16 protein-coding genes are annotated in these 20,750 nt (G+C 73.7%); 6 read left to right on the top strand and 10 right to left on the bottom strand.

All coding sequences use genetic code 11. The features are described from left to right. Window position 1 precedes the first annotated feature (1 nt). From O7634_RS26410 to O7634_RS26385, 6 genes are all read right to left on the bottom strand, one after another. Entirely contained in the window at window positions 2-2,155 is a 2,154-nt protein-coding gene (locus O7634_RS26410) for an FtsX-like permease family protein (protein WP_278152822.1), read from the bottom strand. Further along, complete coding sequence (locus O7634_RS26405; RefSeq protein ID WP_278152821.1) at window positions 2,152-2,832, bottom strand: ABC transporter ATP-binding protein; 681 nt, start codon at window positions 2,830-2,832, stop codon at window positions 2,152-2,154. Before O7634_RS26405 ends, O7634_RS26410 begins: the two co-directional genes overlap by 4 nt. Next, window positions 2,829-3,353: a PadR family transcriptional regulator gene (locus O7634_RS26400; RefSeq protein ID WP_278152820.1), complete on the bottom strand. Its 525-nt coding sequence runs from the start codon at window positions 3,351-3,353 to the stop codon at window positions 2,829-2,831. The genes O7634_RS26405 and O7634_RS26400 overlap by 4 nt, the downstream gene beginning before the upstream one ends. Window positions 3,354-3,460: 107 nt before the next feature. Next, window positions 3,461-3,823: a fluoride efflux transporter CrcB gene (crcB, locus tag O7634_RS26395; protein WP_278152819.1), complete on the bottom strand. Its 363-nt coding sequence runs from the start codon at window positions 3,821-3,823 to the stop codon at window positions 3,461-3,463. Continuing rightward, window positions 3,820-4,293, bottom strand: a complete 474-nt coding sequence (locus O7634_RS26390) for a CrcB family protein (protein WP_278152818.1) — start codon at window positions 4,291-4,293, stop codon at window positions 3,820-3,822. The genes crcB and O7634_RS26390 overlap by 4 nt, the downstream gene beginning before the upstream one ends. An 86-nt stretch (window positions 4,294-4,379) precedes the next feature. Further along, window positions 4,380-5,138 carry a class I SAM-dependent methyltransferase gene (locus O7634_RS26385; RefSeq protein WP_278152817.1) on the bottom strand — a complete coding sequence of 253 codons (759 nt, stop codon included), beginning with the start codon at window positions 5,136-5,138 and terminating at the stop codon, window positions 4,380-4,382. A gap of 357 nt (window positions 5,139-5,495) precedes the next feature. Here O7634_RS26385 and O7634_RS26380 point away from each other — a divergent pair, with 357 nt between their 5' ends. Then, window positions 5,496-6,062 (top strand): dienelactone hydrolase family protein, encoded by a 567-nt coding sequence (locus O7634_RS26380; RefSeq protein WP_278152816.1) that lies wholly within the window; start codon window positions 5,496-5,498, stop codon window positions 6,060-6,062. A 49-nt stretch (window positions 6,063-6,111) separates the two neighbouring features. Here O7634_RS26380 and O7634_RS26375 read toward each other — a convergent pair whose 3' ends face one another. Next, on the bottom strand, window positions 6,112-8,082 hold the full coding sequence (locus O7634_RS26375) for an adenylate/guanylate cyclase domain-containing protein (protein ID WP_278152815.1): 1,971 nt from the start codon (window positions 8,080-8,082) through the stop codon (window positions 6,112-6,114). Between the two features lie 203 nt (window positions 8,083-8,285). Here O7634_RS26375 and O7634_RS26370 point away from each other — a divergent pair, with 203 nt between their 5' ends. The 4 genes from O7634_RS26370 (at window position 8,286) to O7634_RS26355 (ending at window position 16,436) form a co-directional block, all read left to right on the top strand. Beyond that, window positions 8,286-11,183 (top strand): LuxR family transcriptional regulator, encoded by a 2,898-nt coding sequence (locus O7634_RS26370; RefSeq protein ID WP_278152814.1) that lies wholly within the window; start codon window positions 8,286-8,288, stop codon window positions 11,181-11,183. A 132-nt stretch (window positions 11,184-11,315) separates the two neighbouring features. Continuing rightward, window positions 11,316-12,086, top strand: a complete 771-nt coding sequence (locus O7634_RS26365; protein WP_278152813.1) for a DUF5995 family protein — start codon at window positions 11,316-11,318, stop codon at window positions 12,084-12,086. Window positions 12,087-12,653: 567 nt separating this feature from the next. Then, a complete protein-coding gene (locus tag O7634_RS26360; protein ID WP_278152812.1) occupies window positions 12,654-14,750 on the top strand; it encodes an amino acid transporter in 2,097 nt (698 codons plus the stop codon). Window positions 14,751-14,924: 174 nt separating this feature from the next. Continuing rightward, window positions 14,925-16,436: a hypothetical protein gene (locus O7634_RS26355; protein ID WP_278152811.1), complete on the top strand. Its 1,512-nt coding sequence runs from the start codon at window positions 14,925-14,927 to the stop codon at window positions 16,434-16,436. A 319-nt stretch (window positions 16,437-16,755) separates the two neighbouring features. On the opposite strand, the gene O7634_RS26350 is transcribed toward O7634_RS26355, so the two are convergent. Then, window positions 16,756-16,962 carry a hypothetical protein gene (locus tag O7634_RS26350; protein ID WP_278152810.1) on the bottom strand — a complete coding sequence of 69 codons (207 nt, stop codon included), beginning with the start codon at window positions 16,960-16,962 and terminating at the stop codon, window positions 16,756-16,758. A gap of 250 nt (window positions 16,963-17,212) precedes the next feature. On the opposite strand from O7634_RS26350, the gene O7634_RS26345 reads away from it, so the two are divergent. Next, on the top strand, window positions 17,213-18,043 hold the full coding sequence (locus tag O7634_RS26345; protein WP_278152809.1) for a hypothetical protein: 831 nt from the start codon (window positions 17,213-17,215) through the stop codon (window positions 18,041-18,043). 44 nt (window positions 18,044-18,087) lie between these two features. Here O7634_RS26345 and O7634_RS26340 read toward each other — a convergent pair whose 3' ends face one another. Then, the gene (locus tag O7634_RS26340; RefSeq protein WP_278152808.1) at window positions 18,088-19,245 is read right to left on the bottom strand and encodes a low temperature requirement protein A; all 1,158 of its coding nucleotides are present in this window, start codon (window positions 19,243-19,245) and stop codon (window positions 18,088-18,090) included. 317 nt (window positions 19,246-19,562) lie between these two features. Further along, the gene (locus O7634_RS26335) at window positions 19,563-20,612 is read right to left on the bottom strand and encodes a hypothetical protein (RefSeq protein ID WP_278152807.1); all 1,050 of its coding nucleotides are present in this window, start codon (window positions 20,610-20,612) and stop codon (window positions 19,563-19,565) included. Between the last annotated feature and the right edge of the window lie 138 nt (window positions 20,613-20,750).

Raw genomic sequence — 20,750 nt, 5'->3', positions numbered from 1 at the left:
ACTACTCGCTGCGGGCCGTCTCCGGACCGGTGACGCGTTCCAGCAGCGGCAGCGTCGAGGCGATGACGCCGAGGCAGGTGACCAACCCCAGGACGACGATCACGTAGAAACGTGGCTCGGGAGCGTCGAGCGTGTAATCCATCTGGGCCCGCAGGAACAGGTGCGCGGCGAGCAGACCCATCCCGATGGCGACGGCGGCGACGGTGAGCATCGGTACGGCGCTCTCCAACGCCACCACCCGACGCAGGACCCGCACCGGCGCGCCGCTGAGGCGCAGCAGGCTGAACGGGCGTCGGCGTTCGGTGAGGCCGCCGATCACGCTCACCGCCAGGCTGCATCCGCCGAGCGCCAGGCTGGCGATGATGACGACGTTGGCGAGTTGTTCCCAGCCGCGCAGCGTGTCGGCGAAGTCCGACTCGAAGTCGCCGGGCACGTTCGGCCCCACCCAGAAGGTCGGGTACGCGATCTCCAGCACGGTTCGGGTGCGCTCGATGGCGGCGGCGGAGCCGTCCGTGCCGACGACGATCGACACCACCGGCAGCCGGTGGAGCTCGTCGAGGGTGAGTGCCGAGGCGGGCCAGACCGTCTGCGACGACGCGGACTCCCGCCAGCGGCTGAGGCCGAGCGGCACCTCGACGACGCTCGCGCCGTCGGCGCACCTGCCGTACGCGTCGGGAAGCTCGACGCACGCGATCACCCCGACCTCTCCCGACGCGGTGACGTGCGGGTTCTCCCGGATCGCGGTCGCGGACCGGACGCCGCTGACGGCGCGCAGGTCGGCGAAGAGCGTCTCCGGCACCGAGGCCGCCTTCTCGTCGAAGACGGTGGTCACCGTGCCCGCGTCGGTCGACCCGACCGGCGCCGGGCCGCGGTTCGCCACGATCGTGGTGATCACCCCGACGGCGACGCTCGTCACGAAGAGCGCGAGCATGATCCCGCTGATCGCCCGGAAGCCGGCCTTCGGGTTGTCGGCCAGGCGGCGCGCGGCGATGAGCGTGGCCGGGCGACTGGCGTACCGGGCCATGACCCGGGCGCCGACCATCGTCAACCACGGGCCGGCGTAGACCAGACCGGCCATGACGAGCAGCAGGGCGGGCAGGAACACCGCCGTCTGCCCGTCCGACGTCTGTGGCCGGAAGCCGATCGCGAGGAACAGCACCGCCACGCCGAGCGCCATCGGGACCAGCCGGTACGCCCGTGGCGGGCGGGGCGTGACCCGCCGGGTGACGCCCAGCGGCGAGATCCGCACGCGGCGCAGCGATACCTGGGCGGCCACCGCCGCGCCGGCCGGAACGCCGAGGGCGACGAGCAGGACGTCCAGGACACCCAGCGACATGTCGCCGGGGAAGAACGGCATGCCGGTGAACGGGATGCCGGCCAGCGGATCGCGGAAGGCGTAGAAGAGGCCGAAGCCGACGGCGACCCCGGCGACGGCGGCGGCGGTCGCCTCCACCGCGGCGACCACCGCGATCTGCCTCGGTGTCGCGCCGACCAGCCGCAGCGCGGCGAACCGCTGCTCCCGGCGGGCGGCGCTGAGCCGGGTGGCGGTGCCGATGAAGATCAGCAGCGGGAAGAGCAGCCCACCGGCGACCACGCCCAGGATGAGGTTCACCGTGGTCTCGGGGAGGGCGGGGGTGTCGCCGACGGTGGTGACCTGCTTCGCGGCGGGGAGCTCGGCTACCTGGTCGGGGGAGCCGCCCGCGATGACGAGCAGGGTGTCCGGTGAGGTCAGCGCGGCTGGGCCGACGGTGCCGAGGTCCCGCCCCGGGTAGCGGTCACCCAGTTGGTCGGCCGGGTGGCCGGCCAGCAGGTCCCGCAACGCGGGCGAGGCGTAGTACTCGCCCGGGCCCGGAATGGCCGGGACACCGACCGGGGTGGGCGCGCTCGGACCGGTCGCGGCGACGTCGATCCGGATGATCTGCCTACCCTGGAAGTAGTCCTGCCGGGTCGACCACCACAGCGGGTCGGCGTCACCGGTCGAGGCGTTGGGATACATCGACGCGTACCGGGTGAGCTGCGCGTTCGTGGCGTTGACGCCGGCCAGGGTGGTCAGCAGCACCCCGCTGCCGACCGCCACGGCGGCGGCGATGACGACCAGGCGGGTGAGGGCCTCCCGGCCGCCGGCCACCGCGAGGCGGAGCCCGAAGCGGATCACGAGGGAATCCGTTCCGGCGCGTTGACGCGCCCGTCGCGGACCATGACCTCGCGATCGGCGTACGCGGCGATCCGGGCCTCGTGGGTGACCAGGATGACTGTCGTGCCCTGCTCGCGGGCGGCGCCCACCAACAGGTCCATGACCTGCTCACCGGTGAGCGAGTCGAGCGCGCCGGTCGGCTCGTCGGCGAAGAGGACCCGTGGCTCGGCGACCAGGCCGCGGGCCAGCGCGACGCGCTGCGCCTGCCCGCCGGACAGCTCACCCGAGCGGCGCTGCTCCAACCCGTCGAGGCCGAGGCGCGCGAACCAGCCCCGCGCCCTCGGCAGCGCCTGCTTGCGGTGTACGCCGCTGAGCAGCAGCGGTAGGGCCACGTTCTCCACGGCGGTCAGCTCGGGGACGAGTTGCCCGAACTGGAACACGAAGCCGAAGCGGTCCCGGCGCAGGCTGCTGCGCTGGGTCTCGGCCATGGTGTCGATCCGCGCCCCGTCGAAGAGGACCTGACCGGAGTCGGGCACCAGGATGCCGGCCAGGCAGTGCAACAGGGTGGACTTGCCCGAGCCGCTCGGGCCCATGATGGCGAGGATCTCGCCCGCCTCCACGGCGACGCTGGCGCCGCGCAGGGCGGGGGTCTGGCCGAAGGCGAACGCCACGTCGCGGGCCTCGATCACGACGCTCATGGCCGCACCTCCTTCCGGAGGGCGTCCAGCCGGGCACCGGTCATCTCGATCCAGCGGAGGTCCGCCTCCAGGTGGTACAGCCCGTGGTCGGCGAGCAGCGCGTCGACCAGGCTGCCGGCGCGCTTGATCTCGGTGAGTTCCCGCATCCGCCGCAGGTGCGCGGCGCGCTGGCTGTCGAGGTAGTCGGCCGCCGGACGGTCCAGCATCAGCGCGAGCACCACCTTGGCGAAGAGCACCGTCTGCAGGTGCGGCTCCGGTTCGACCGGCTGGGTCAACCACTGCTCCACCTCGGTCGCGCCGACGTCGGTGATGACGTAGCGCTTGCGGTCCGGGCCGGCGCCGGGCGCGACGTCGCTGATCACCACCTTGCCGTCCCGGGCCAGCCGGCTGAGGGTGGAGTAGACCTGGCCGAACGGCAGCGGCTTGCCCCGCCCGAAGAAGGTGTCGTAGTCGCGCTTGAGGTCGTACCCGTGGCTGGGCTCCCGCTCGAGGAGGCCGAGGAGGGTCAGTGGAACGCTCATGTGGACGAGGCTACACCGGGTGTATACCTCGCGTATATACGCTCGGTGTGTTCGCTGCCGCCGGATGGCTCCGGAACCTTCCGAGGGGTGGTAGCGCGCGGACGCGGTCAGCCGGGGAGGACGCGGGCCAGGGCGTACCCGGCGGTGGCCGCGGCGAGCCCGGCGGCCACGCTGACCAGCACGTTGGCCAGCGCGAGGAGCCGATGGCCGCCCCGCGTCAACCGCAGCGTCTCGTAGCTGAAGGTGGAGTAGGTGGTCAGCGCGCCGCAGAACCCGGTGCCCAGCAGCGCGCTGACCGCCGGGCCGACCGGCCACCCGACGAGGAAACCGAGCAGCAGTGACCCGAGCACGTTGACGGTGAGCGTGCCGAACGGGAACGCCGAGTCGTGTCGGGACTGCACGGCCCGGTCGGTGAGGTAGCGCAGCGGCGCGCCGACGGCCGCGCCCAGGGCGATGAGCAGGACGGTCACCGGGTCGCCCGCCGCAACAGCCCGGCGGTGACCGCGTCGCCCAGCCCGACCGCGACGAGCGCCCCGAGCACCGTGGCGGCCAGACCGGCCAGCGCGGTGCCCGGCGCGCCGTTGACGAGAGCCTGCTGGATGTCGACCGCGTAGGTGGAGAAGGTGGTGAAGCCGCCGAGCACTCCGACCCCGAGGAACGGGCGGACCAGCGGGTGCCCGCCGCCGAGGTGCCCGAGAGTCGCCATCAGCACGCCGATCAGCAGGCAGCCGGACAGGTTGACGCCGAACGTCGCCCACGGGAAGTCGGTGGGCCCGTGCGGTGCGACGTGTTGCAGGCCGGCGCGGGCCAGCGCGCCGACCACCCCGCCGGCCGCGATCGCGGCGAGCAGTGTCGCCGGACGCGCGGTCAGCTCCCGGCGGTCGGCGGGGACGCGCAGGTCGACGTCGGGATCGGTACGCGGCTCGAACGGCTCTGGCACGGCTTCCGAGCGTAGTGCCGTCGACGGCGGCGGCGTCCGCGCCCGGCGACGGCCCCGGCGTTGACGCGCTGTCGGTGACGGTGGCGTCAGCGCACCGCCGCGACCGCGGCGTCGGGGCCACCTCGCCAGATCGTGCCGACCTCGCTGAAGCCGGCCGCGGTGAGCGTGGCCAGGTGCCAGGAGACCGGCGGGTTCCACTCGGGGCTGTGCCCGGTGGGGTAGATGGCGTGCCGCTCGGCGACGAACGGGGCGAGCGCGGGGTCGGACCCGGCCCGCTCCCACCAGTCCGACCAGGACAGCACCGAGCCGGTGGCGTACCGGGCGTCGCGCCGCTCGCGCGCCCGGTCCATCAGTCGTTTGGTCAGCTCCGGCACCGTGTCGTCGGGCATGTGGTCGGCGTTGACGAACACCCCGCCCGGGCGGAGCACGTCGCGCAGTTCGGCGTAGAGCCGCGTGAGCCGGTCGGCCGGCAGCCAGTGCAGGGCGGTGGCGGTGAGCACCGCGTCGTACTCCCGGTGGGGGAGCGTCGCGAGCCAGTCGGGGGTGTTGAGGTCGGCCGTGACGATGGTGGCCCGGCCGGCCAGCGAGGCGCCGGCGATGGCGAGCAGCGCCGGGTCGAGGTCGACGAGTGTCGCCTCGGCGTCGGGGAAGCGCGCCAGCGCGCGCAGGGAGATGGTGCCGGTGCCGCCGGCCAGATCGAGCACGCGTGGCGGTCGACCGTCGAGGACCGCGTCGACGGTGTCGAGCATGGCGGCGAACCGGTGCTCCCGGTCCGGGAGGTAGGCCTCCTGCTGGCGGTCCCAGCTCTCCTGCCAGGCCCACGGATCCGCGATGTAAGGACTCATAGCAGTCAGGCTAGTTACGTCGGCGGTGGGCTGTCCAGAACCTGTTGCACATAATTTGCAATTGCGAGAAGATGGCAGGGCGATGATCAGGGTGACGCCGGGGTCGGGCTCCCGCCCGGCCCGGCGTCCTCGTCCGGTGCCGATCGTGGGCTGGCGTCGAGTCCCCGCGACATCACCCCGGGGGCGTTGACCCGGTTGCTCACCGACGGCCGTCTCCGCGCCGCCGCCGCGCAGGTCAGCCGGGAGATCGCCGAGATGCCGCCACCGGCCGACCTCGTCCCGCGGCTGACGGCGCTGGTCTGAACGCTCCCCGCGTGGCCGCACCGTGGCGACGCTCGGCTGCGGCAGGATGACCCGATGCGACACGTCGTGCTGTTCCACTCCGTGTACGGCCTGCGGCCCGCCGTGCGCGCCGCCGCCGACCGGCTCCGCGCCGCCGGGCACCGGGTCAGCACCCCCGACCTGTACGGTGTCCCGCCCACCGACACCGTCGAGGACGGCTTCGCGGTGCTCGACAAGATCGGCCAGGAGGTGGTGCTGGACCGGGCCCGCGCCGCCCTGCGTGACCTGCCGCCCGAGACGGTGCTGGCCGGCTTCTCGATGGGCGCCGGCGTGGCCGGGGCGCTGCTGGCCGAGCGCCCCGACACCGCCGGCCTGCTCCTGCTGCACGGCACCGGTGGGTCGCCGGACGCGGTCCGCCAGGGGTTGCCCGTGCAACTGCACCTCGCCGACCCCGACCCGTACGACGCGCCGGACGAGGTCGACGAGTGGCGGCAGGCGATGACCGACGCCGGGGCCGACCTGACGGTCCACCGCTACCCCGGCGTGGGCCACCTGTTCACCGATCCGGACCTGGCCGAACACTCCCCGGAGGCCAGCGCGGCGGCCTGGCCCCGCGTGCTGGCGTTCCTGGCCGCCCGCTGACCAACCCCTCGACGCGTCGCCTGGAGCAGCATGACCGGGCCAATCCTGCTCACCGCGGCGCCGCTGGCCCCGGCGTCCAGGCGACGACGCGGGGGAGCGGGACACGGTCGGCCGTCCGCGACCCGGCCGGCGTCGCACGGGCCACCGCCGCCGACCGGTTGGCGTCCGTCGACCAGCGACCGCCCGAGTTGGGGTACGGCAGAGCCTGGCCCGGCGGCACGTCGGCGGCGGCCCGGTGCCGGCGGGAGTGGTTGGTTCCGGCCGCCGTGCCGCCGGTGGGATCGGCGGCGTCCGGGCGCGTGCCGTCGGCCGCCCGCCGGTTGAAGACGGCCCGCAGCGTGCGGGGCAGCCGTTCGGTGGCGACCTGTCGCAACGCGGGCGCGGCGAACGCGTACCCGTCGTTGCGGTGGGGGAGCAGCAACCCGGCGGCCACCAGGCCACGCAGGGCCGGCGCGGACCGGCCGGGCGCCCAGCCGAGGGCCCGGTCCACGGACGGGCCGGAGAAGACAGCGCCGAGGGTGCCGGCGGCCATCAGCACCGCCCGCCGCTCTCCGTCGAGGTGGTCCAGTTCCGCGCCGACCGCCCGGCGGACGGCCTCGGGCAGGACGAGCGTGGCCGCGTCGGCGCCGTCCGCGACCGACGTGACGTAGGCCGCCGCGTGCCCGGGACGGCCGCCCACCAGGGGCAGCAGCCGGTCGACGAGGGTCACCGGCTGCCCGGCGCGGCGCAGCATCTGGCGGAGCAGTCGCCCCGACTGCACCGCGGTCAGCGGTCGCACCGGCACCTGCCGGGTCGTCCGGGGTGCGCTGTCGGCCCACCGCGGCTGGTGCGCGGTGAGCACGGCCAGGGGTAGCCCGCGCTCCGCCGCCGCGCCGAGCAGCGCGTGCAGGAACCGGCCCACGGCCGGCGCGGCCCGGTCCACGTCGTCGACGGCGACGACCAGCGGCCGCTCGGCGGCCAGCCGCAGCAGGAACTCCCGGCAGAGGGCCGCGCCCGCCAGCGCCGGGGCCGAGCCGTCCGGGGTGGCCAGCATCCGCGCGAGCGTCGGCACGGCGGTGGCGACCCGGGCCGGCGGGAGCAGCGGCGTCAGCGCGTCGACGAGCCGACTGTGGATCGCCGCCGGGCCGTCGCCGTGCCGAATCCCGGCGACGTCGCGCAGCAGCGCGGCGACCGGCGCCACCACCTGATCGGGGTACGGCTGGCAGGCCGCCGCGCACCAGCGGACCGGCTCTCCATCCACAGTGGTCAGCGCGTCGGACGCCTCGTGCAGCAGTCGGCTGCGGCCACTGCCGCTGGGGCCGACCAGGGAGACCCAGCCGGGCCTGCGCTCCCGCACGGCCGCGCCGAGCTGGTCGCGGATGGTGGCCAGCTCGCGGCGGCGACCGATCAGCCGGCCGTCGTGCCGGTCGGCGTCCCGGCGTACCGGACCGATGGCGTGCCAGACCGGCGCCGCGTCGGCGGCCGGCGGCGGTGTCAGCCGACGCCGGGTGATCAGGCCGGTGGTGGCGTGCGCGGTGACCGCGCAGAGCGCCACGGCGCCGGGCGACGCGTACTCCTGCAGGCGGGCCGCTGTGGTGATGACCGCGCCGCTGGCCAGGCCGTGCCCGCCGTCGACGGCGTCACCCAGGTCGACGACGACCTCGCCGGTGGCGACGCCGACGCGCACCCGCAGTCGGGTGTCACCGAGCACCGGCCGGTCGTCCAGCGCGGCCTGGATCTCCAGGCCGGCGCGCACCGCCCGGTACGCGTCGAAGCCGTCGGAGTGGCGGGCGCCGAACAACGCCATCACGGCGTCGCCGATGTACTTCTCCACCACCCCCTGCCAGCGGTGCAGCACACCGGCCACGGTCTCGAAGTAGGCCCGCTGCAACGCCCGGACCTCCTCCGGGTCCAGCCGGTTCACCAGGGCTGTGGAGCCGACGATGTCCGCGAAGAGGACGGTGACGGTGCGTCTCTCCAACGGTATCGGCCAGTGCGGGTTCGTGGTGGGCTGCGTGTCGACGCCGATGGTGTCGGTCATGGGTCTCGCACCGGCCTTCCTCCCCCGCTGATGCCAGCTGACCTCCGCAGACTGGCATTTCCCGGGTGCCGGGGGATCTGCCGAACGACGTATGTCCGCCACCGGCGACCCTTCAACCTTTAGTCGCGAAGTCGACGCGAGGAGTACCACAAGCGACCGATGGCCGTAGAACGGTGCGGGGACCTGTGATTAGGCTGCGTGGCATGGCCAGCGATGTGGACACCGCACCGCTCGTGGGCCGGGCCGAGCTGGTGCAGACGGTTCGGTCCGCGATGCTCGGTGACGCCGCGCACGGGCAGACCGCCGCGGTCTTCCTGACCGGCGAGAGTGGTGTGGGAAAGACCCGACTGTTGGGTGAGGTCGGCGACTGGCTACGGGAGCAGGGCGCCGTGGTGCTCACCGGCAGTTGCCTGGACATCGGTGACGCCTCCCCGCTGCACCCGCTCCTGCAGGCGTTACGCCGGTTCGACGCCGACGTGTCCGCCTCGCACGCCCGGACCGCGTCGGCGGTGCGCGGGCTGTTGCAGGTGTTCGCCGACGAGACCGCCGGCCCGGACGGCGCGGGCGCGCTGCTGGAGCGGGTCTCCCGCGGCCTGCACCTGATCGCCGAGGGCAGACCGCTGGTGCTGATCCTCGACGACCTGCAGTGGGTCGACCGGAGCACCCGGCAGCTCCTGCTCTATCTGCTGGCGGGGCTGGGCGACCTTCAGCTCTCGGTGCTGGCGGCGGTGCGTGCGGAGTCGTTGCAGGGCGCGCACCCGCTGCGCCGGGTGCTGACCGAGCTGCGTCGACTGCGGACGGTGCGGGTGCTGGACCTGGCGCCGCTGGGGCGGGCGGAGACGGAGGAGTTGGCCGCCGCCGTGGTCGGCCGCTCGCTGACCGCCGAGGCGGCCGAGCAGGTCTGGCAGCGCAGCGGCGGTAACCCGTTCGTCATCGAGGAACTGGCCCGCGATCTGCGCGAGGGCCGCGACGGCCTGTCCGAGACCCTCCGGGAGATCTTCCTCGACCGGGTCGACGCGTTGCCGCAGCACGCGCACGCGGTGGTGCACGCCGTCGCCGCCGGCGTCGAGCCGGTGCAGCACTGGCTGCTGGCCGAGGTGTTGCGGATGCCGGAGGACGAGCTGATCGCGGCGGCCCGCGCCGCGGTGGCGCACCGGCTGCTGGTCGGCGCCGACGACGGTTACCGGCTCCGGCACCGCCTGGTCGCCGAGGTGCTGGCGCACGAGCTGCTCCCCGCCGAGCGCTCCGGGCTGCACCGCCGCTACGCCGAGGCGCTGACCGCGGCGCCGGGCGAGCTGCACCAGGCCCGGTTGGCGCACCACTGGCGGCTGGCCGGCGAGCCGGCCCGCGCCCTGCCCGCGGCGGTGGCCGCCGCGCAGGAGGCCGAGCGGCTGCACGGTTACGCCGAGGCGCACCGGCACTGGTCGGCGGCGTTGCAACTGGCCGCCGACCCGGGGCCGCTGGCGGTGGACCGGGTCAAGCTGCTGGAGAGCGCCGCCGAGGCGGCACACCACTGCGGCGAGCACGCCCGGGCGCTGGCGTTGCTGGAGGAGCTCGCCGAGCTGCGCGGCGGCGAGCCGACCTGCGCGCTGCGCATCCGCCGGGCCCGCTACCTGGCCGCCGCCGGCCGGTCGGCGCTGGCCGAGGAGGAGTACCAGCGGGCGCTGACGGCGGCCGACTGCTCCGCCCGGGACCGGGCCACCGCCGCCGCGCGCCTGGCCGAGCTGCTGCTGCACCTGGGCCGGTACGCCGACGCGGGCCAGCGGGCCCGGGAGGCGCTGGCCCTGGCCGAGAACGTGGAGGGCTCGACCACCGAGGTCGTGCTGGCCAGCTCGGCGCTGGGGTTCAGCGACGCCTACCTGGAGGACCCGGACGCCGGCCTGGCGGTCATGCGCGACGCCCTGGACACCGCCGAGCGCGCCGGTCAGCCCGAGGACGTGGCCTGCGCGTACCTGCACCTGGCGGAGTTGCTGACCGGGCCGCTGAACATCCTCGAAGAGGGCGTGGTGGTCGCCCGGCGGGGCGCCGAGCGGGTGGCCGAGCTGGGGTTGGGTCGCACCTGGGGCACCCGGCTGCTGGCCATCGCCATCAACGGGCTGTTCCGGGTGGGCCAGTGGGCCGAGGCGGAGAAGGTCGTCGCCGTCGCCCTGCGGCACCGGCCGTCCGGCGCGGACGCCGTCGAGCTGCTGCTCGCCCGGTGCCGGCTCTCGGTGGGCTACGGCGACATCGAGGCCGCCGACCGGGACCTGGACGCGGTGGCGACCCTGCTCGCCGGCGGCGGGGCGCGGCACGTCATCCCGCTGCTCACCCTGCGCTCCGGACTGGCCATGTGGGAGGGCCGGCACGACGTGGCGCGGGCGGCGGTGCAGCGTGGTCTCACCGAGAGCCGCTCCGACGACGTGATGATCATCTCCGCGCTCGTCTGGCACGGGCTGCGCGCCGAGGCGGAGGCGCACGCCAGTCGCACCGTGGAGGTGGACCCGACGGCGGTACGCCGGCTGCGCGCCGCCGCCGATCGGGTGGCCCGCAAGAGCGCCGGCGCCGCTCGCCCGGTGCGCTCGGTGGTCGAGGGTTTCCTGGCCCTCTGCGCCGCCGAGGTGAGCCGTCTCGACGGCAGCGACCCGGAGCTGTGGGCCGCCTCGGCCGCCGAGTGGGACCGACGCCAGCACCCGTACCCGGCGGCGTACTCGCGGCTGCGGCAGGCCGAGGCGCTGCTGGCGCGGCGCAGCCGGGTGGCCACCGCCGGCAAGCTGTTGCGGGAGGCGTACCGGGTGGCGCAGGGCCTGGGTGCGGTGCCGTTGACCTCGGAGATCCGCGAGCTGGCCGGGCGCGCCCGGGTCTCGCTGGAGGAGCACGACGCCACCGCCGGCTCCCGGGGCGTGTCGGCCGCGACGTCCGACGACGAGTTGACAGCGCTCACCGCACGGGAGCGGGAGGTGCTCGCGCTGGTCGCGGAAGGGCTGACCAACCGGGAGATCGGGCAGCGGCTGTTCATCAGCGAGCGGACCATCGGCGTGCACGTGTCGCACATCTTCGACAAGCTCCAGGTCCGCACCCGCGTCCAGGCCAGTGCCATCCAGCTACGTAACCAGCGGTCCTGACCGACGACGTAGTCCGCAGTCAGGTATGCGTGCCGGGATACGTCGTTCTACTGATCCGGTGAGTGGGTGTCGGCTGAGAGGCTGACCCGCGTCGACGTCGGCACGGGGTGCCGGCGACCACCTGGAGGAGAGATGACCGAACCGGTCTGGGGGCCCGTGCACCGGGACATCGTCGACCTGCTCGCCGATCACCCCGCTGACGTGCCGGCCGTGGTCGATCATCTGACCAAGCTCCAGGACATGCTGGTCCGGCTGCCTCCGCTGGAGGCCAGTTGTCCCCTCGCCGACTTCAACAGGCTCTATCTGACCATCACCAGCAGCGTGCTCGACGGGCTGTACGACGACCGCTTCGTCGATCCGGTCTTCCTCTCCCGGCTCGACGTCGAGTTCGCCGCCCGGTACTTCGACGCGATGCGCCTGTGGACCGACTCCAGCCCGGGGACCCCGAAGGCGTGGTCGTGTCTCTTCCAGCGTATGCGCGGCCCGGACGCCCGCCCGCTGCCGTCGGCGGCGGCGGGGGTCAACGCGCACATCAACTTCGACCTGCCGTTCGCGTTGGTGACCACCTTCGACCACCTGGAGTCCGAGCCGGTCGACGGGAGCGACCAGCACCACGACTACCTGGAGATCAACAACATTTTCGCGGACAAGATCCCCTCCCTGCGCCGCGGCTACCTGGAGCGGTGGCAACTGCTCATCGACATGCTCAACGGGGACATCGACGACTGGTACCAGGGGGAGCTGGTCGAGTACACGCGCGACGTCGCCTGGCGTAACGCGCAGAAGATCTGGCGGTGCCGGCACGATCCGGACGCCCGAGAGTGTGAGCGTACGCGGTTGGACGACAACGCCGCGGCGCTCGGCCGGTTGCTGCTGTCGCCCCTCGGGGCGTTCCTGCAGTAGCCGGGACGGGGGGTCCCCGCGCTTCGCCCCGTGGGGGGACGCGGAGCGCGGGGACGCGTCCCACCAGTTCCGCCCCGTGCGGCCGACCGGGTTCGGTCGGCCCGTGGGGTACAGCCGGTCGGCTCCGGGGGGTATCGACCGTCTGCCACCGTCGGTCGGCCCGGGGGATGTCGGCCGGCGGTGGGAACAACCCCGGCAGCGCGTCGACGGCGCGAGGATCCAGGGGTGTCGGCTGCCCCGGATCGGGTACGCCCGCGCCATGACCGCCCTGGCCCGGCGCCGCCCCGCCGCCCGCCCACGACCCGCGCGGCCCGGCCCCCTGCGACCGGGCGACCCGGTCTCACGACCCGTCGCCCGGCCCGGCGCCCGATGACCGCTGGCCCGCCGCTATCCGCGCTCCGACCGTGCCCGGCGAGCGGGGCGACAGTCGCCGACCCGTCCGCGCCGGCCCGGCTACTCGCCGTCGTGGACCCGCCCTGACCAGGCCCTTCGGCTCCCCGGTTCGGCCGGCCGGACCCCGCCACAGCACCTACCGTCGGAGCAGGACCTGTGAGGGTGGGACGGGCGATGGCTGACGAGCACCGTGCGAAACCACGACGCTGGGGCGGACGCCGCCACGCGCCGACCGGGCCGGACCCCGCGCTGCGGGCGGCCCGCGATCCGGCCCGCCCGCACCCGGGTGGCCGGCCGGGCGTGGTGGTGCCCGACCACGTGCCGACCCCGGCCCGGTCGGCGCCCCCGACCAGCCCGCTGCGCCGCTGGCTCTTCCAGCACCGGGTGCAGCCGCCCGGCCCCGAGACGGCCGAGGGGCAGAACCGTCGGCACGCCTGGTGGCAGGTGATGTGCCTGACCGGGGTGGACTACTTTTCCACCCTGTCGTACCTGCCGGGCATCGCGGCGGTGGCGGCCGGCGTGCTCTCCCCGCTGGCGACCCTGCTGATCGTCGCGCTCACCCTGTTCGGGATGCTGCCGATGTACCGGCGGGTGGCCCAGGAGAGCCCGCACGGCCAGGGCTCGGTGGCGATCCTGGAGCGCCTGTTGCCGTTCTGGCGGGGCAAGATCTTCGTCCTGGTGCTGCTCGGCTTCGTGGCGACCTCCTGGATCATCACGATCACCCTCTCCTCGGCCGACGCCACAGTGCACCTGCTGGAGAACCCGTACCTGCCGGACGTCATGCATCACCGCATCGTTCCGGTGCTGGTCACCGTGGCGCTGCTGCTCGTCCTCGGCGGGGTGTTCCTGCTCGGCTTCCGGGAGGCGGTGATCGTGGCCATCCCGCTGGTCGCGGTGTTCCTGGTGCTCAACGCGGTGATCGTGGCGGACGCCGTGATCCGGATCGCCGGCGACCCGGGTGTCCTGTCGGGCTGGACCGCCGCCGTGACCAGCAGCGGCGGTGGGCCGGCGGACGTGCTGTTCACCGCCGTGCTGGCGTTCCCGCTGCTGGTGCTGGGGCTGTCCGGTTTCGAGACCGGGGTGAGCATGATGCCCCTGGTGGCCGCGGATGGGCCGGACCGGGAGGCCCGCCTCGCCGCCCGCATCCGCAACACCCGTCGACTGCTCACCACCGCGGCGTTGATCATGTCGGTCTACCTGGTCTCGACCACCTTCGTGACCACGGCGCTCATCCCGGAGGAGGAGTTCCGGCCCGGTGGCGCCGCGAACGGCCGGGCCCTGGCGTTCCTCGCGCACACCTACCTGGGCGAGGTGTTCGGCACCGTCTACGACCTCAGCAGTGTGCTCATCCTATGGTTCGCCGGGGCCTCAGCCATGGCCGGGCTGATCAACATCGTGCCGCGCTACCTGCCCTCGTACGGCATGGCCCCGGAGTGGGCCCGCGCGGTGCGCCCGGTGGTGATCGTCTACACGGTGGTCAGCGTCGCCATCACCATCGCCTTCCAGGCCGACGTCAACGCGCAGGCCGGGGCGTACGCCACCGGAATCCTGGCGATGATGGTCTCCGGCGCGGTGGCGGTGCTGATCACCGCGGCCCGGCACCGCCGGCGGGCGCCCGCGCTCGGCTTCACCGCGCTGACCCTGGTCCTGCTGTACGCGCTGCTGGAGAACGTCATCGAGCAACCGGACGGGATCACCATCTCGGCGCTGTTCATCCTCGGCATCATCGTGGTCTCCCTGGTCTCCCGGGTGACCCGGACGACCGAGCTGCGCGCCGAGCGGATCGAGTTCGACGAGCCGGCCCGCCGGTTCATCGCCGAGTCGCTGGCGCACGACGGGCAGCTGCACCTGATCGCCAACAAGCGCCAGCGGGGGTCGGTCAAGGAGTACACGATCAAGGAGCGGGCGCAGCGCGGGATGAACCCGGTGCCCGGGGCCGCGGACGTGCTGTTCCTGGAGATCGAGGTGGTCGACCCGTCGGAGTTCAGTCAGGTGCTGCGCGTACACGGGATCGAGGTGGGCGGATTCCGGGTCCTGCGGGCCAACAGCGCGGCGGCCCCCAACGCGATCGCCGCGATCCTGCTCGCCCTGCGCGACGCCACCGGGGTACGACCGCACGCGCACTTCGAGTGGTCCGAGGGGAGTCCGATCGCGCACCTGGCGCGCTACCTCATCCTCGGTCGTGGCGACACGCCGCCGGTGGTACGCGAGATCATCCGCCGTACCGAGCCGGACCCGCTGCGGCGGCCCGGGATCCACGTCGGCGGATGACCGCGCCGTCCGCTCTGCCACTGGCAAAGATGAATCGAGGCACTATTCACGTTCACACCTTCCTGTCCGTATTGCGGACCTATCGTGACGTTTGGTGGTCGACAGCACGTCGCACCTCCCGCGCCCGAATCGGCGCGCGGACACGTCAGGCAGGCAGGAAGGTAGGCACCGTTGATGTCCACGAACCCAGCGGGAGACCGCGACATCCGACCCAGACGGCGGTCCCGATGGTTCTTAGCCAGCGGCCTGCTGGTGGGGAGTCTGGTCGTGGGAGCGGCCGGCGTGGCCGGCGTGGCCGCCGCCGCCGACCGCGCCCTCAGCCTTTCCGGGCTGGGCCGGCTCACCCCGACGGCCGGCAGTGACGACGACCGCCGTGCCGACGACCGTCGGCAGCGTGAGCCCCAGGACGCCGACCGGTCCCGGCCGGCCGCCCCGGGCACCGGCAAGAAGGGCGTGGTGTCGGTGCCGTGCGACGCCACGAAGCTGGTGGCGGCGCTGGTGACGGCCAACGCCGAGGGTGGGGCGGAGCTGCGCCTGGCGCCCCGGTGCCACTACACCCTCACCGAGGCGTTCCACGAGACCGACCAGTACGACGGCGGAATCCGCGACGCGCGGGAGGCGGCCGACGCCGCGGAGACTCCCGGCGACGCCGAGGCGCCGCAGCGCAACCCGGCCGACGACACCGCCGGCCTGCCGGTGATCTACCAGGCCATCACCATCGACGGCGCGGGCGCCACCATCGCCCGGGACGCCCAGGCCGCCCCGTTCCGGTTCTTCACCGTCCGCGACGGTGGTGAGCTGACCCTGCGGGACCTGGAACTGCGCAACGGCCGCTCCGCCGTCGAGGGCGGCAGCCTGCACGTGGTGCACGGCGCCACCGCCGTGGTGGAGCGGGTCACCGTCACGCAGAGCACGTCGCTGTCGCCCGAGGGCGGCGGTGGGGGATTCTTCAACGACGGCAACATGGTGGTCACCGACTCCACGTTCGTCGGCAACAGCGCCTCCGGCGCCGCGGGCAAGGGCGGGGGCCTGCTCAACGGCGGCGTGCTGACGCTGAAGCGCTCGGAGTTCCACCGCAACAGCGCCAACGCGTACGGCGGCGGGCTCGGCAACTACCGGGGCGCGGCCGACGTGGAGAGCGTCTCGTTCACCCACAACAGCGCCGGCCAGGGCGGCGGGCTGGCCAGCTTCTCGGCCCGGACGAAGGTCTCCGACACCGAGCTGCTGAACAACACCGCACAGGTCGGCGGCGGCGCCGCGAACTCCGACGCGGTGCTGGTGATGCGCACGATGACCATCCGCGGCAACACGTCCACCGTCAACGGTGGCGGCATCTCGACGGTGCAGGGCCTCACGCCGCTCGACGACAGCGTGGTCGAGGGCAACACCACCCACGGCCTGGGGGCCGGTGTCTACGCCGAGAAGGCCAACGTGCTGATCCGCGACAGCGACGTGACCCGCAACGAGGCGGTGGGCGCCGCGTCCAGGGGCGGTGGCATCTACGCCACGGCGGGCTCGGTGGCGCTCTACCGCAGCAAGGTGACCCGCAACGCGGCGACGGCGCAGCCCGGTGGCATCTTCGCCACGCACGCCCAGGTCAAGATCGACGACGAGAGCGTGGTCGTGGAGAACGAGCCGACCAACTGCGCGGGCAGCCAGGTGCCGGTGGCGCACTGCTTCCGCTGACCGGTCCGGGCAGCCATCCCGAGCGCTGCGGCGAGCCGCTCCGACGACCCGTCGGGGCGGCTCGCCGCGTACCCCCTGCGGTCGGTGGGCCGGCCCGGCGGCCTCGGCCAGCCCGGCGGCCCGGTCCGGGCGGGTCAGCCGGCCGCGCGCAGGCGGCCGGCGAGGTCGCCCGCGAAGAAGTCGAGGAAGCCGTCCGCCCGGACGACATCTCCGGCCGGTGCGCCCTGGTCGTCTACCACTCCTGAACCGCCGGTCTCCCGACTCACACGCAGCGGCCCGTGCCCCCTGGTCCCGGGGCACGGGCCGACGTTCGTCCGTCCTACTTGGACGGCTCGGGCAGCTTGCAGTCGATCTTCGGGTTGGCGCCGATGTAGTTCAACGGCCCGGCCACGATGGTCACCAGGATCGTGCCGGCCTCGGCGCAGTTGGTGTCGTCGCCGCTGTAGTAGCCGCGTTGCCCGGCGGCGATAGCGCCGATCAACAACCAGATCACGACGATGACTCCGAGAATCGAACTGCCGCGCATCGCTGCCTCCTGAGGTATGTGGTGGATCTGAGGTGCAGCCGTTGTACCCAATCGGGTCACGCCGCTAACGGTGCCGCGCCGCGGCCCCCGGGTCGTCCGTCCGGCCCATGCCGTCCGCCGTTGCGTACCGCCCGGACATCCGCCGCCCGCACGGGGTACCGGGGAGCGGCTATCGGATCGCCGACCGACCTCATCCTCGTACCGGTCGATGGACGTAGAACTGCCTCACGGCCCCCGCCGAGGAGGACTCATGGACGCCCCGACACCGCCCCTGTACATCGACCGCCCCGAGGACGTCGCGGTCGCGGCCCGCGCGTTGGCCGGCGGAGCGATCGTCGCGGCGGCGTTCGCCAACTTCTACGCCATCGTCGCGCGTCCCGACGCGGCCACCGTACGCCGGGTCAACCTCGCCAAGGGCCGACCGGCGCACCAGGTCGGCAGCGTCACCACGGTCATCGGCCGGATTCCGGGGATGTTCGACTGGACGCGGATCTCGCCACGGTTGCCGGTCGGTCGGGTGCGGGCCCTGATGGACGCCCTCTACGGCGCCGGTCCGTTCGGCTTCCGGGGGCCGGCGGCGGAGCGGCTACCCGCGCATCTCACCCAGGTCGACCAGGGGCTGCGGACCACCCAGGTGATCGCTCCGGGGCTGACCTGTCCGGCCAACGCCTTCTTCGAGCGGGCGCTCGCCGAGACCGGAACGGATCACCTCTACATCACCTCGGCGAACCGGTCCCGGCAGCACACCGGCGCGGCGGAGGAGCCGGCGCACTGGAAGGCGACGGGCCTCGTCGACGACTTCGCCCACCTCGACGACCTGGTGCTGCTGCTGCACCGCGACGAGGCGGCGGCGCGGGCCGCGTACCCGGGCTATCTGACCACCTCGGCGACCCTGCTGTCCTTCCACGCGCCGGTCGGTGACCTGGAGGAGCCGCCGGTGCTCACCGTGGACCGGCACGGCTCGCTGCACGTGGACGACGTCCGCCGGGCCGCCGCGCCGCTCGGCCTCCAGGTGCGGCTGGCCGGCGGCGCCGGGCAACGGCTGCGGGTCCGGGAGTACGCGCAAGCGCTGGTCGGCTAGTGCCTGTCGCCTCTCGGGTGGCGCTCGGCGTGCCGGCGCTCGCTTCAGTGCGGCGGCGAGGGCGCTTCCGGTGGCTTGCCGTGGCTGCGCCGGAAGTCGGCCAACGCCACGCCCGCCAGCACCAGCAGGGCCCCCAGCGAGGCGACTATCGGTGGCAGGGTGAACAGGAAGGGCGCGATGGTCAACAGCGCCAGCACGCCACCGGGTCGGGACCAGGACACCCGGCTGAACACCTCGTACTCGAAGGAGGCCCGGCCGGCCAGGAACAGCGCCGGACCGCCGAGGATCACCGCCAGCCAGGCCGGCGGGGTCCTCCCGCTCGGCTCGTGCAGCACCAGGTCGAAGCCGGACGCCGTGGTCACCACGCCGGAGATCATCAACAGATGGGTGTACGGCGCGCTGAACAGGAACTTGCTCGGTGACCGCGCCGCCTGGATGGCGGTCGGCAGCAGCTCGCCGGACTTGTGCACGTAGATCCGCCAGAGCAGCAGGGTGGTCAGGAACGCCACGGCGAACGCGCCGATGTTCTCGGCCTCGTTGTGCACCACGCTGAACATGGTGCCGATGGTCAGGATGGCGTCGCCCAGGGCGATGATGAAGAACTGCTGGTAGCGCTCGGACAGGTGCTCCGCCGTGACGTTGCGCTGCTGCTCCGGGACCACGCCGAGACCGGGCACCGGGTACGCGAGCCGAAAGCCGACGTAGTCGATGGCGAGCGCGACGGCCCAGCAGGCGAGCCGGGCGTCCCCGCCCACGAACGCGCCGGTCAGCCAGGGGACCGCCGACACCGTGAACCAGACGAAGATGCGGATCGCCCGGCGCTCGGTCTGCGGTTGACGGCGTACCGCGGGCATCAGGAACAGCCCGCGCCCCAGGTGGATCGCCACATAGGTGCCGGCGAAGACCAGCCCCCGGTCGTCGAAGGCCTCCGGGATGGCCGTGGTCATCAGCAGGGCGCCGAACATCACGGCGCTGATCAGCAGCTTGATCTCGGTGCGTTCCGGGTCGTACAGGTCGGTGACCAGTGTGGTGATCGCCCAGGTCCACCAGACGGCCGCCAACATGATGAGCGCCTCAGCGGCCCGGTGCCAGTCGAGACCATCGACCAGGTGACGGGAGATGAGCGCCAACGCGACCACGTAGACGAGGTCGAAGAAGAGTTCGAGCAGGGTCACCCGGCGGGGACCCTCCGGGTCGCGCACCGGCGTGTGGTTGGCTCGCGGCGAACCGGGTTCCGGCGCGGCGAGGTGCACGGGTTCCTCCCGCGGAACCGGTCGACGTCATGGACCCCTCCGGTCCACCCTCACCGACGGTAACGATCGGGCAGGCGCCGGTCAGAAAATCCGCCCCGCCGTCCCCCGACGGAGGCGCGCGCCTCAGCCGGTCCCGGCGGTGATCGCCTCGGCCGGTCCCGGCGGTGATCGCCTCGGGTTCCTTGACGTCGGGGTGTCCGAGCGAACCGGAGGCCCCGGTTTCCAGGAACGCGAGTCGATCACCGCCGGGCCCTCGGCGGGTGGCGTCAGGCCTGGTTGCCGGTCGGCAGCACGCCGGCCATCTCGTCGCCGGCCCCGGCGAGGACGCGGGCCTGCTGCGGCCAGCTGGCCAGCCCCGGCGCGGCGCGCAGGCCGGCGGCCCGGATCAGGTCGCGCAGCGCCGGCTCGTCCAGCTCGCCGAGCTGGCGGTACGTGCGCACGCCGGCCTCCTGCAGGGCGGCTGCCATCTTCGGCCCGATGCCCTGGATGCGGCGGAAGTCGTCGGCCGGGCCGGTCCCGTCGGCCTGGACGTCGGCGTCGCTGACCGCCGCGTCGGCCGGCCGGACCGGCGGGGTGGCGACCGCCGCCGACCGCTCCGGTGCCGCCTGGTCGGTTTCGGCCTGCTCGGCGTCGGTGGACTGCGCCGCCTGCGCCGGGTCGACCACAGTGGCCCCGGGCCGCGCGTCATCGGGCTCCGCGCCCGTCGTCCGTACGTCGTCCGCCGGTGCGTCGTCCGCCGGTGCGTCATCCGCCGGTGCGTCGGCATCGGTAACGACGGGGCTGTCGGCATCGGTAACGACGGGGCTGTCGACATCGGTCACGACAGGGCTGTCGGCCGGGGTGACGCCGACGGACGCCGGGTGCGGGAGGTCGTCCGCGGGCTGGCGGGGAGTGATGACGGCAGGCTCGGTGAGCCGCAGCTCGGCCGGGTCGGGCTGCTCGGCCGGTACCGGCGGCGGGGGCTCGGTCAGCGCCATGTCCGACGGGTCGACGGTGCTCGGGCCGTCCGCCGGTACGGGCACCGGGTCGGGGCCGTCGCGATCGGTCGTCGTCGCGGGCGCGCTGACCGTGTCGACAGGCGTCGGCTCGTCGGCGACCGCTGCCGGTGCCGGGTCGACGGCGGCGGCGCGCGGGGCCTCGTCGGTGGTGGCCGCCGGCGTCGGCATGCTGATGACGGCCAGGCCGGCGACCGGGTCGCCGTCCACTATCGACGAGCTGCCCTGTACGTCCCGCCGGCCGCGCAACAGCCACCCGGCGGCCAGGCCCAGCGCCAGCGCCAGCGCCAGTATCAGCGAGTGTCCGATAGACCACGCCACGGCGAACCTCCCTCTCACCTCGTTGGAAAAGTCACGAGAAAAACTCGCCGCAGCTTCGCACACGCGTGTCGGCGACGACAGAGAGGATCCGCCCATAGGGTCGCGGGTGGACCAATCACCGCATTCGGTGCCGATCCC

It is taken from the genome of Micromonospora sp. WMMD1120 (genome assembly GCF_029626235.1).
In the GTDB taxonomy this organism is placed as follows: Bacteria; Actinomycetota; Actinomycetes; order Mycobacteriales; family Micromonosporaceae; genus Micromonospora.
The sequence above is the reverse complement of the archived record's forward strand: the minus strand, read 5'-3'. Positions and strand labels throughout refer to the sequence as shown.

What these genes read in the sequence shown, in the direction of transcription:
- O7634_RS26405 (WP_278152821.1), bottom strand. Translation starts at nt 2,832, where the DNA reads ATGAGCGTCGTGATCGAGGCCCGCGACGTGGCGTTCGCCTTCGGCCAG.
- O7634_RS26400 (WP_278152820.1), bottom strand. Translation starts at nt 3,353, where the DNA reads ATGAGCGTTCCACTGACCCTCCTCGGCCTCCTCGAGCGGGAGCCCAGC.
- O7634_RS26385 (WP_278152817.1), bottom strand. Translation starts at nt 5,138, where the DNA reads ATGAGTCCTTACATCGCGGATCCGTGGGCCTGGCAGGAGAGCTGGGAC.
- O7634_RS26380 (WP_278152816.1), top strand. Translation starts at nt 5,496, where the DNA reads ATGCGACACGTCGTGCTGTTCCACTCCGTGTACGGCCTGCGGCCCGCC.
- O7634_RS26375 (WP_278152815.1), bottom strand. Translation starts at nt 8,082, where the DNA reads ATGACCGACACCATCGGCGTCGACACGCAGCCCACCACGAACCCGCAC.
- O7634_RS26370 (WP_278152814.1), top strand. Translation starts at nt 8,286, where the DNA reads ATGGCCAGCGATGTGGACACCGCACCGCTCGTGGGCCGGGCCGAGCTG.
- O7634_RS26365 (WP_278152813.1), top strand. Translation starts at nt 11,316, where the DNA reads ATGACCGAACCGGTCTGGGGGCCCGTGCACCGGGACATCGTCGACCTG.
- O7634_RS26360 (WP_278152812.1), top strand. Translation starts at nt 12,654, where the DNA reads ATGGCTGACGAGCACCGTGCGAAACCACGACGCTGGGGCGGACGCCGC.
- O7634_RS26355 (WP_278152811.1), top strand. Translation starts at nt 14,925, where the DNA reads ATGTCCACGAACCCAGCGGGAGACCGCGACATCCGACCCAGACGGCGG.
- O7634_RS26350 (WP_278152810.1), bottom strand. Translation starts at nt 16,962, where the DNA reads ATGCGCGGCAGTTCGATTCTCGGAGTCATCGTCGTGATCTGGTTGTTG.
- O7634_RS26345 (WP_278152809.1), top strand. Translation starts at nt 17,213, where the DNA reads ATGGACGCCCCGACACCGCCCCTGTACATCGACCGCCCCGAGGACGTC.